This is a genomic window from Klebsiella sp. Shm-1, from assembly GCF_040804525.1.
Lineage (GTDB): Bacteria > Pseudomonadota > Gammaproteobacteria > Enterobacterales > Enterobacteriaceae > Klebsiella > Klebsiella pneumoniae.
Genome location: NZ_CP161823.1, coordinates 3,294,817 through 3,306,551, shown reverse-complemented (window position 1 = coordinate 3,306,551; position 11,735 = coordinate 3,294,817). Strand labels below are relative to the sequence as shown.

Below are 11,735 nucleotides of genomic sequence, written 5' to 3'. Positions count from 1 at the left end.
TTCAGATTGATGTCAGAAAAATTTAGAATGTCGCGTTGCGCGGCGTCCGCGGGAACGGAATAACATCGCGGACGTTCTGCACGCCGGTGACGTAAGCGATGAGGCGTTCGAAGCCCAGACCGAAGCCGGAATGCGGCACGGTGCCGTAGCGACGCAGGTCGCGATACCACCAGTAGTCTTCTTTGTTAAGCCCCATCTCTGCCATACGCGCGTCAAGCACGTCGAGACGCTCTTCACGCTGGGAACCGCCGATAATCTCGCCGATGCCCGGCGCCAGAACGTCCATTGCCGCGACGGTTTTACCGTCTTCGTTAAGGCGCATATAGAACGCTTTAATGTCTTTCGGGTAGTTTTTCACCACCACCGGCGCTTTGAAGTGCTCTTCGGCCAGGTAACGTTCGTGCTCAGAGGAGAGATCCACGCCCCAGTACACCGGGTTCTCGAACTGTTTGCCGCAGTTTTCCAGAATGGTGACGGCGTCGGTGTAATCCACCTGGGCAAAATCAGCGGTGATAAAGCGCTGCAGACGGTCGATAGCGTCTTTATCCACGCGCTCGGCGAAGAACTGCATGTCGTCCGCACGCTCTTCCAGTACCGCTTTGAAGACGTACTTGAGCATCGCTTCCGCCAGGCCGGCAACGTCGTTCAGGTTGGCGAAGGCCACTTCCGGCTCCAGCATCCAGAATTCCGCCAGGTGGCGGCTGGTGTTGGAGTTCTCAGCGCGGAAGGTCGGGCCGAAGGTATAAATCTTCGACAGCGCACAGGCGTAGGTTTCGCCGTTCAGCTGGCCGGAAACGGTCAGGAACGACTCTTTACCGAAGAAGTCTTTGTCGAAATCGACTTTGCCCTGATCGTTACGCGGCAGGTTTTCCAGATCCAGCGTTGACACGCGGAACATTTCGCCGGCGCCTTCGGTATCGGAGGCGGTGATCAGCGGGGTGGAAACCCAGAAGAAGCCCTGTTCGTTGAAGAAGCGGTGCAGCGCCTGCGCCAGGGTGTGACGCACGCGGGCTACCGCGCCAATCAGGTTGGTGCGCGGACGCAGGTGCGCTACTTCACGCAGATACTCGATGCTGTGGCGCTTGGCCGCCATCGGGTAGGTGTCCGGGTCTTCCACCCAGCCGGTCACTTCCACGCTGGTCGCCTGGATCTCAAAGCTTTGACCCTGACCCTGAGAAGCCACGACTTTACCGGTGACAATCACCGAGCAGCCGGTGGTCAGACGCAGCACTTCCTGATTGTAATTGGGCAGAGAATTATTAATAACGGCCTGTACAGGATCAAAGCAGGAACCGTCATAGACGGCGAGGAAAGAAAAGCCAGCTTTAGAATCTCGGCGGGTACGCACCCATCCGCGGACCGTGACTTCGCTGTCAACGGCAACGCGGCCCTGGAGTACGTCGGCTACAGGCACAACGCTCATAATAATCTCTCTATGTAGTCCAATAAAAAAGTCTCTTCCCCCAACAGCGGGGGGATATCTATGTTACCTGTCATCTTCCATCAGACAAGTAGATTTCGCACAGGGAAGGGTGGATTTCGGAAATAAATACACCTCCGGGGCGTTCTTTGGCTCCCCATTTCGACTTTTACACGACTTACTCGATAATGACCGTCATTTCCTGCTTCGCATTTTGCATCGACACGATGGTCCGGAAAGACTTGATATTTCCCGAGGCAAAAAAGAGTTCACGGGTTAGCGCTTCGTATTCCGCCATATCACGGACGTTGATCACGAGCAGGAAATCGAAGTCGCCAGTGACATAGTAGACCTGCTGCACTTGCGGGCAGGTTACGAAACGCTGTTTATCCTCCTCAAGCAGATCGAGACGTTCATTCTCAATGGTCACCTGCACCATAATGGTGATTGGTCTTCCCACTTTACTGGCGTCCACTAAGCTAACACTGCCTTTAATCACTCCTGCATCCTCCAGTGCAGCGATACGCCGATTGACTGCCGAAGGAGACAGGCTGATCCGATCGGCGATCTCCCGTTGCGACAAGCGATTATTACGCTGCAAGAGCGTAAGAATTTTTTTATCCCATGCGTCAAGTTTCATCATATATCTCGTCCTGCAAGCCTGTGATCAACCTCACTAATGCAACGTTGTTGCGTGAGAATGATAAAACAGAGTGAAAATTGCGGCGCGATGGGCAACTTTGCGCCAATTAACCGCCGGGCGCAGTGTACCATCACAGGCAGTGGGAAAGCGGTATATCGCGACAAAAAGCCTCTCACATTCTGACTTAACCAATTTAAAGCGACCGTCCTGTCTCAGGCCGCACGGATCCGTGCACCCGTTGTTTAGGCGGAATGGTCGCAAATAACGTTATCGTCGCAGGACGATATGAAAATAGAGGTGCCTGAATAGTGGACACAATTAAATATCAACTTAACGCCCGGCGGCAGCCCTATGGCCAGGGAGCAGACTTGAGTCTGCTGAATGAAAGCGTGGGGAACGAAGTGCTGGCATTCCATCAAAAATTTCCTGATTACCGGGTCACGCCGCTGCGTAAGCTGGAATTTTTAAGCCAGCGGCTGGGGCTGGGATCGATCCATATAAAAGATGAAGCGCAGCGATTCGGTTTGAATGCGTTTAAAGGATTAGGCGGATCTTATGCGATGGGGAAATATCTCGCCGCTCTGCTTGAGCGAGATATTAATACGTTGAGCTTTGCCGAGCTTAATTCACCAGTGATTAAGGCGCGTATCAAGGACATCGTATTTGTGACTGCTACCGACGGTAACCACGGACGTGGCGTGGCGTGGGCGGCTGAGCAGCTTGGGCTGCGTGCGGTGGTGTATATGCCAAAGGGCTCGTCGCCGGTACGCGCGCAGAATATTCGCCGGCATGGCGCCGAATGCACGATTACTGAACTGAACTACGACGACACAGTTCGGCTGGCGGCCAAAACCGCGCGCGAGCAGGGATGGGTTCTACTCCAGGATACCGCCTGGCAGGGCTACGAGCAGATCCCCACATGGATCATGCAAGGCTATATGACCCTCGCTGTTGAAATCTGGCAGCAGCTGGCAGAAAGCGGAGCGCCGATGCCGACGCATCTGTTTTTACAAGCCGGGGTCGGGTCGTTTGCCGGTAGCATCATGGGATATTTCATCGAAAAGATGCAGCAGCAGGCTCCCACCATCATCATCGTTGAGCCGCACAAGGCGAACTGCCTGTATCGCTCGGCAACCATTAATGACGGACTGCCGCACAGCGTCGGCGGGGATATGTCAACTCTGATGGCCGGGCTTGCCTGTGGTGAACCTAACATCACCAGCTGGCCAATGCTCCGCGACCATGCCACCTGTTTTATTTCCGCCGACGATTGTCTGGCGGCCAATGGCATGCGCCTGTTGGCCGCTCCGCGTCCAGGTACTGACGAACCTTTTGTCTCCGGGGAATCCGGCGCTATTGGCACAGGAGTGCTTTATGCGCTGATGACTCAACCGGCGTATCGCGAGCTTGCCGAATCGCTGCGCCTGAATGCCGATGCACAGGTTCTGTTAATCAGCACGGAAGGAGATACATCACCCGATGTCTATGAAGACATCGTCTGGTTTGGCCGTAATGGTTGAGCGCTATCGACAATAACAAGGGGGCCATCTTACCTACCCTACAAGCCCTCGGTATGACAAGCGTTCTGACTCATAACGAAAACATACGCGCTTTCGCGTCATGCATAGAGAGAACCTGACCGATGAATACTGAAAATATAATTATCAATAAAGGATATTCCGATCCCGCAAAGTGGCATAGCGAAGATACCGTTTGGGTCCTTGGCCTGTTCGGTACCGCCATTGGCGCCGGGGTGCTGTTTCTGCCGATTAATGCCGGAATTGGCGGCTTCTGGCCGCTGCTGATTGTTTTTGTCCTCGCTTTTCCTATTACTTATCTGGCTCACCGCGGTCTGGCGAGATTCATTTACTCTTCCAATACGCCGGAAAGCAGTATTACCGATGTTATTGGCGAGCATTTTGGCGCGCTGGCGGGAAAAGTATTTACCGTCATCTATTTCTTCGCCGTCTATACCATTCTGATTATGTATGCGGTGGCTATCACCAACACCGCGCAGAGCTTTATCACCCACCAGTTGGCGATGGCCGAGCCTCCCCGGTCGCTGGTGGCCATCGTTCTGATCCTCGGGCTGATGTTTATCGTCCGTTTCGGACAGCGTTTGATAATGCGGGTGATGAGCACCCTGGTTTATCCCTTCATCATCTCGCTTATTTTTATGGCACTTTTTCTGATTCCGCACTGGAACGGCGCAATTTTGCAAACCGTAAGCTTCAGCGCCACGGGCGATGGGCAGGGGATCATGTTATCCCTGTGGATGACCTTCCCGGTACTGGTGATGTCGTTTAACCACTATCCCATCATTTCGCCGATGGTGGTGCGCCAGAAGCAGCGTTACGGTCTGGCGCTCGCTGAGGGTAAATGTGCGCAGATCCAGCGCTACGGTATCCTGCTCATGACGGTGGTGGTGCTGTTTTTTGTTCTCAGCTGCGTGTTAAGCCTGTCGCCGCAGCAACTGGCGGAAGCCAAAGCCCAGAATCTGTCGATTTTGTCCTATCTGGCCAATCAGTACGATACACCGATTATTGCCTGGCTATCGCCGATTATCGCCTTTGTCGCTATTACTAAATCATTTCTTGGCCACTACATCGGCGCCTATGAATCGCTGCGCGACCTGATTCTGGAGGCCGCCGCCGCACGCGGGAAAAAACCTGGTATTCGCCTCGTCGACGCGGTCATCCTGGTGTTTATGGTGCTTACCTGCTGGTTCGCCGCGTACAAGAACCCCAGTATCCTCGGTATTATCGAATGCATCAGCGGTCCCACCGGGGCGGCAATTCTGCTGCTGTTGCCTATGTACGCCATTCATAAATTACCGGTGCTTGCCCCCTGGCGCGGTAAAGCGAGCAACGTATTCGTCACCCTGATCGGTCTTATCACCGTATCTGCCATTTTTTACGGCATGTTCCAATAACCACCATTATTAGCGAGATGTTATATGAGTCATTATCTGCAGATTAACGGCCAACGGCTTATCGATTCCCTGTATGCACTTGGCGAACATGGTGCGCTGCCAGGCGGCGGTGTATGCCGCCTGGCAGCGACTGCCGAAGATAAAGCCGGCAGGGACTTTGTTGTAGCCCGCATGAAGGCGCTGGGCCTGAGCGTGTCAATTGATGCTATCGGTAATGTCACCGGCGTTTATCACGGCGAGGAGACGTTGCCGATGGTGATGATGGGGTCACATATCGATACCGTCGCCACAGGTGGGTTATACGATGGCAACTACGGCGTTATGGCCGGCCTTGAGGTGATTGCCACCCTCCAGGATGCCGGGATCCGCACCCGACGACCGTTGGCGGTAACCTTCTTTACTAACGAGGAGGGGGTGCGATTTCAGCCCGATATGATGGGCAGCGTGGTGTTTGCCGGCGAGTATCCGTTGGCGCAGGCGCTCGCGGCAAAAGATATCGACGGTATCACGCTCGATGAAGCGCTGCGTAACATTGGTTATAAAGGCGAACGTCAGCCGGGAGATATGGCGGTAGATAGCTACGTTGAGCTGCATATCGAACAGGGACCAATTCTTGATAAAGAGCAGATTGATATTGGCGTGGTTACCGGCGTACAGGGTATTTCGTGGCAGGAATTAACCCTGAGAGGCGTATCGAATCATGCGGGTACTACCCCAATGTCCATGAGACGTGATGCCGGGCTGGCGGCTGCGAAAATCGCTGTTTTTGCCCGTGAGCTGGCGCTAAGCCTTGGTGGTAATCAGGTAGCTACCGTTGGACATTTCAGCGTGAAGCCTAATCTGATCAACGTCATTCCCAACCATGTCGTCATGTCAGTGGATCTCCGCAATACCGATAATGCGATCTTATGTCTGGCGGAGCAGCAATTGGCCGAATTTGTCGCGAAAACGTCGCAGGAAGAGGGCGTGGAGATAACCAGCCGCTCACTGGTGCGCTTTAATCCGGTCATTTTTGCCGATGAGATCGTCAATGCGGTGGAAGCCGAGGCGGAGCGTCAGGCGCTCAGTTACCGACGTTTGCCAAGCGGCGCCGGACACGATGCACAATTTATGGCGTCGGTATGTCCCGCCGGGATGATTTTTGTCCCCTGCGTCGATGGCATTAGCCATAACGTCAAAGAACATAGCGCAGCCAAAGATCTGATTGCTGGCGCCAATGTGCTGCTGCAGGTGGTTTTACAGCGCGCCCAGCGTATGGACTAATGTTTACAGGAGCAGAGAATGAATCAGCAACAGCTAAAGCAGCAGCTTATCGCCTGGCGTCACTATTTGCATGCCCATCCGGAAAGCGCCTTCGAGGAGCAGAATACTTCACGGTTTATTGCCGAAAAGCTCGAAGCTATGGGCATTGAGGTGCACCGCGATATTGGCAAAACCGGGGTGGTGGGGAGATTGAAATGCGGCGACGGGAAGGGCGTTATCGCTATTCGTGCCGATATCGATGCCATTCAATTGACCGAACAGGGAGACTGGTCTTACCGCTCCATGACCGCCGAGCGGATGCACGGCTGCGGACATGATGGTCATACCTGCATTGCGCTGGGCGCGGCGCAGTTGCTATTGCAGCGGCAGAATTTTAACGGCACGGTCTGCTTTGTTTTTCAGCCTGCTGAGGAACCTGGCTATGGCGCCAGAGCGATGATGGACGATGGCGTTATTGAACGCTTTGGCATAGAGGAAATCTACGGTCTGCATAATATGCCGGGTATGAAAGCCGGGACTATCGCCACGCGAGTCGGTGGCATTATGGCCAGTGAAGATAACTTTATTATTCGTATTAAAGGGCAGGGAGCGCATGCGGCGCGGCCGCATATGGCGAAAGATCCGCTGGTCATTGCGGCGGAAATCATCCTGGCTTTGCAGACAATTGTTTCGCGAAATGTTGATCCGAACGTGCCAGCGGTCATTTCCTGTACTGAACTGCACACCGATGGCATCCGCAATGCGATTCCGACGCACGTCGAAATCAAAGGGGATACGCGCAGCTTTGCACCGGAAGTGCAGATGCTGCTCGAAGAACGAATGCGTACCATTAGCGAAGCGATTTGCGCGATGCACGGTGCGACGTGCCAGTTCAGCTATACCCATGAATTTGCGCCAACGGTGAACTGGCAGCAATGCGTTGATGTGGCGGTCACCGCTGCGATTAACGTGGTAGGGGCTGAGAAGGTGGACGGCAACGTCGCACAGATGATGATTTCGGAGGATTTTGGCGCTTTTCTGCAAAAAATCCCCGGCTGTTTCATCTTTTTAGGCAACGGCGATAGTTCAGATGCTCAGGGCAATACACCGTTGCATAATGCCTGCTACGACTTTAATGATGAGATATTGCTAACTGGCGCGGAGTATTTTGCCGAGGTCGTCAGAACCCGTCTGCCGCAGGAGTGATATTGATTGGCCCGATAGCAGAATGCCGTCGGGCCATGTTTTTTAGCTTGCCTTTTTAATCGGCGGCAGGTCGAAAGCCTCGCGCAGGGCGCGGACGAAGGCCTTATCGTGGCAGATGGTTTTCCCCGGGCTGTCGGAGAGTTTCGCCACCGGCTTGCCGTTACATTCCACCAGCTTAATCACGATATTGAGCGGTTTAACCTGCGGCAGATCACAGGTTAAACGGGTGCCGATCCCAAAGCTGAGCTTCACCCGCGAGGCGAAGTGGCGATACAGATCGACGGCTTTGGCCAGGTCGAGATTATCGGAGAAGACCAGCACTTTGCTCAGCGGATCGATACCCAGCTTCTGATAATGGGCGATAGCTTTTTCTCCCCATTCCACCGGGTCGCCGGAATCGTGGCGCAACCCCTGATAGCGGGTGGCGAATTCCGGACCGAAATCGCGCAGGAACGCATCCATAGTGATGCAGTCGGTCAGCGCGATCCCCAGCTGGTCGGGATACTCTTCCAGCCAGGCGGCAAGGGCCGCCCGCTGGCTGCTGGCAAGGCTGGGGCTGATCTGCTGGTGGGCCTGGAACCACTCATGGGCCTGGGTACCCATCGGGGTTAAATTCAGACGGCGCGCCAGATCGTAATTGCTGGTGCCGACAAACCATGGTTCCTGCTGCAGACGCCGCACAATACCTTCCTGCACCTCGCGTGAGAAACGACGGCGGGTGCCGAAGTCCATCAGACGGAAGGCGCTCATATCGAGGTCAGCGGTCATGGTGGCGAAGTCGCCTAGCTTATGTTCCAGCGTGTTGAGCGCCTGATCGACGCCCATCTCAGGTGAACGATAGCGATGGACCAACTCGCTTATCACCGCCAGCAGCGGGACTTCCCACATGATGGCTTCCCGCCATGGGCCGGTAAGGCGAATGTTCAGCTTACCATTGTCATTGCTGACCGTGACCTGGCTCGGGTCATAGCGAAAATCGCGCAGCCAGTTGAGGTAATCCTGGCGAAAAAAGGGAAGGGTGGACAGCCAGCGATATTCATCATCCCGCAGCCTCAGGTCGCGCATGGACTCCACCTGCTCGCGGATCGCGTCGGCATAGATGCCGAGCAGGTCGTCTCCGCGGCAGCGAAACTCCGCCGCCACATGCACATCGCCGTAGCGGTGGAAGACAGCCTGCTGCATGTGCAGCTTATAGGCATCCGTATCAAGCAGCGAGTGCAGTACAGGAGAAGTGAATTGTGTCATGGTGCGCAGTAGCATCCTCTCACTGGAGCGTTCCATCGAAACCAACGCGGAAAATGGAGGCGGAGTATACCTTTATTACCCGACTCTGTCCCGCGATGGCGAGCAATGGTGACGCTGACGGTCATTTGCGAGGCCTAGTTTAATATATTGAACATGGATCACACCACAAGCTTTGCGTCGGGTCGAGGGCATTTCGTGCCGCGAGTGTTAACAAAATGTAGCGATTTCCGTGTTTCACGTTGAAAAGATGAAGATTCTGCATAGCGCGATTGACACAACAGGAATAGACTGGGACGACACTTTACCGAAGATGCTAAAGGTTTTTTATGACACAACAGCCCCAAGCCAAATACCGCCACGACTATCGTGCGCCGGAGTATCTGATTAGCGATATCGATTTGACCTTTGACCTGGATGCCGCAAAAACCGTTGTTACGGCCGAGAGCAAGGTCTCCCGCCACGCGGCTGCGTCTGATGTGCCATTGCGCCTGGACGGCGAAGATCTGACCCTGATCGCTCTGCAGGTGAACGGCCAGCCGTGGAGTGACTATAAAGAAGAAAACAATCAGCTGGTGATCGGCGGCCTGCCGGAGCATTTCACCCTGACCATCGTCAATGAGATCAGCCCGGCGGCGAACACCGCGCTGGAAGGCCTGTATCAGTCAGGCGAAGCGCTGTGCACCCAGTGCGAAGCGGAAGGTTTCCGCCATATCACCTGGTATCTGGACCGTCCGGATGTGCTGGCGCGCTTTACCACCAAAATTATCGCCGATAAAGCGAAATACCCGTTCCTGCTTTCCAACGGCAACCGTATGGCGGAAGGGGAGCTGGAGAACGGTCGTCACTGGGTACAGTGGCAGGATCCGTTCCCGAAGCCGTGCTATCTGTTTGCGCTGGTGGCCGGTGATTTTGACGTCCTGCGCGATTCATTCCGCACCCGCTCTGGCCGCGAAGTGGCGCTGGAGCTGTACGTCGATCGCGGCAACCTCGATCGCGCGCCCTGGGCGATGACCTCGCTGAAAAACTCTATGAAGTGGGATGAGGAGCGCTTTGGCCTCGAGTACGACCTCGATATCTATATGATTGTCGCCGTCGACTTCTTTAATATGGGTGCCATGGAGAACAAAGGACTCAACGTCTTTAACTCCAAATATGTTCTGGCCCGTACCGATACCGCCACCGATAAAGACTACCTCGATATTGAGCGCGTGATTGGTCATGAATATTTCCATAACTGGACCGGCAACCGCGTCACCTGTCGTGACTGGTTCCAGCTCAGCCTGAAAGAGGGGCTGACCGTGTTCCGCGATCAGGAGTTCAGTTCCGACCTCGGCTCACGGGCGGTGAACCGCATCAACAACGTGCGCACCATGCGCGGGCTGCAGTTTGCCGAAGACGCCAGCCCGATGGCCCACCCGATCCGTCCGGATATGGTTATCGAGATGAACAACTTCTACACCCTGACGGTCTATGAAAAGGGTGCCGAAGTGATCCGCATGTTGCACACCCTGCTGGGTGAAGAAAACTTCCAGAAAGGGATGCAGCTGTACTTTGAACGCCATGACGGCAGCGCCGCCACCTGCGACGATTTCGTGCAGGCGATGGAAGATGCCTCTAACGTCGACCTGTCGCACTTCCGCCTCTGGTACAGCCAGTCCGGTACGCCAATCGTCACCGTGCATGACGACTATAATCCGGAGACCGAGCAGTATACGTTGACCATCAGCCAGCGTACGCCGCCGACCGCCGAGCAGGCCGAGAAGCAGCCGCTGCATATCCCGTTTGCCATTGAGCTGTACGATAACGAGGGCAAGGTGATCCCCCTGCAGAAGGGCGGTCACCCGGTACACCCGGTGCTTAATGTGACCCAGGCCGAGCAGACTTTCGTCTTCGATAACGTTTATTTCCAGCCGGTGCCGGCGCTGCTGTGCGAATTTTCAGCGCCTGTGAAACTGGAATACAAGTGGAGCGATCAGCAACTGACCTTCCTGATGCGTCACGCGCGGAATGATTTCTCGCGCTGGGATGCGGCGCAGAGCCTGCTGGCGACTTACATCAAGCTGAACGTCAACCGCCATCAGCAGGGGCAGCCGCTGTCGCTACCGGTGCACGTAGCGGATGCCTTCCGCGCCATCCTGCTGGATGAGAAGATTGATCCGGCGCTGGCCGCTGAGATCTTAACCCTGCCGTCAGCCAACGAAATCGCCGAGATGTTCGCGATTATCGATCCGATCGCCATCGCCGCCGTGCGCGAAGCGCTCACCCGCACCCTGGCGAACGAACTGGCGGACGAATTCCTCGCGGTTTATAACGCCAATAAGCTCGACAGCTATCGGGTGGAGCACGCCGATATTGGTAAACGTGCTCTGCGCAATACCTGCCTGCGCTATCTGGCGTTTGCGGAACCGACGCTGGGCGATAAGCTGGTGGCGACGCAGTATCACCAGGCAGATAACATGACTGACGCGCTGGCCGCCCTGTCGGCGGCGGTTGCCGCTGAGTTGCCGTGCCGCGATGCGCTGATGCAGGAGTACGATGACAAATGGCATCAGGACGGTCTGGTGATGGATAAGTGGTTTATCCTACAGTCCACCAGCCCGGCAGCCAACGTGGTGGAAACCGTGCGCGGTCTGCTGAACCACCGTTCGTTCAGCATGAGCAACCCGAACCGTGTGCGCTCGTTAATCGGCGCTTTCGCCAGCAGCAACCCGGCGGCGTTCCATGCTGAAGATGGCAGCGGCTATCAGTTCCTGGTGGAGATGCTGACCGAGCTTAACCAGCGTAACCCGCAGGTGGCGTCGCGCCTGATTGAGCCGTTGATTCGTCTGAAGCGTTATGATGAGAAGCGACAGGCGCTGATGCGCGCCGCGCTGGAGCAGCTGAAGGGGCTGGAGAATCTCTCTGGCGACCTGTTCGAGAAAATCAGTAAGGCGCTGGCGTAACGGTGCCATAACCCCGGATTGCGGCGCGCCTTGCGCCCTGTCCGGGTTACCCGTTAGCGTGGTGATGTTGTCGGGCGGCGCGATGCTTACCCGACCTGGAATACA

8 protein-coding genes are annotated in these 11,735 nt (G+C 55.4%); 5 read left to right on the top strand and 3 right to left on the bottom strand.

Going from position 1 to position 11,735, the window contains the following annotated elements; all coding sequences use genetic code 11:
• Nucleotides 1-22: 22 nt before the first annotated feature.
• Entirely contained in the window at nt 23-1,423 is a 1,401-nt protein-coding gene (asnS, locus tag AB1E37_RS16345) for an asparagine--tRNA ligase (RefSeq protein WP_002898206.1), read from the bottom strand.
• A gap of 175 nt (nt 1,424-1,598) precedes the next feature.
• Nucleotides 1,599-2,060, bottom strand: coding sequence for an Lrp/AsnC family transcriptional regulator (locus AB1E37_RS16340; protein WP_002898209.1), 462 nt, complete (start codon nt 2,058-2,060; stop codon nt 1,599-1,601).
• A gap of 371 nt (nt 2,061-2,431) precedes the next feature.
• Between AB1E37_RS16340 and dpaL the strand changes: the two genes are divergently transcribed.
• The 4 genes from dpaL (at nt 2,432) to AB1E37_RS16320 (ending at nt 7,443) form a co-directional block, all read left to right on the top strand.
• Nucleotides 2,432-3,583 carry a diaminopropionate ammonia-lyase gene (gene dpaL / locus AB1E37_RS16335; RefSeq protein WP_002898211.1) on the top strand — a complete coding sequence of 384 codons (1,152 nt, stop codon included), beginning with the start codon at nt 2,432-2,434 and terminating at the stop codon, nt 3,581-3,583.
• Between the two features lie 122 nt (nt 3,584-3,705).
• The gene (locus AB1E37_RS16330) at nt 3,706-4,995 is read left to right on the top strand and encodes an aromatic amino acid transport family protein (protein ID WP_004176676.1); all 1,290 of its coding nucleotides are present in this window, start codon (nt 3,706-3,708) and stop codon (nt 4,993-4,995) included.
• A gap of 24 nt (nt 4,996-5,019) precedes the next feature.
• A complete protein-coding gene (locus AB1E37_RS16325) occupies nt 5,020-6,258 on the top strand; it encodes a Zn-dependent hydrolase (RefSeq protein ID WP_020317004.1) in 1,239 nt (412 codons plus the stop codon).
• An 18-nt stretch (nt 6,259-6,276) separates the two neighbouring features.
• Complete coding sequence (locus AB1E37_RS16320; protein ID WP_004179190.1) at nt 6,277-7,443, top strand: M20 aminoacylase family protein; 1,167 nt, start codon at nt 6,277-6,279, stop codon at nt 7,441-7,443.
• A 42-nt stretch (nt 7,444-7,485) separates the two neighbouring features.
• Here the strand turns inward: AB1E37_RS16320 and pncB are convergent, their stop codons facing one another.
• A complete protein-coding gene (pncB, locus tag AB1E37_RS16315) occupies nt 7,486-8,688 on the bottom strand; it encodes a nicotinate phosphoribosyltransferase (protein ID WP_002898217.1) in 1,203 nt (400 codons plus the stop codon).
• Between the two features lie 326 nt (nt 8,689-9,014).
• Between pncB and pepN the strand changes: the two genes are divergently transcribed.
• A complete protein-coding gene (gene pepN / locus AB1E37_RS16310; RefSeq protein ID WP_002898220.1) occupies nt 9,015-11,630 on the top strand; it encodes an aminopeptidase N in 2,616 nt (871 codons plus the stop codon).
• Nucleotides 11,631-11,735 lie beyond the last annotated feature (105 nt).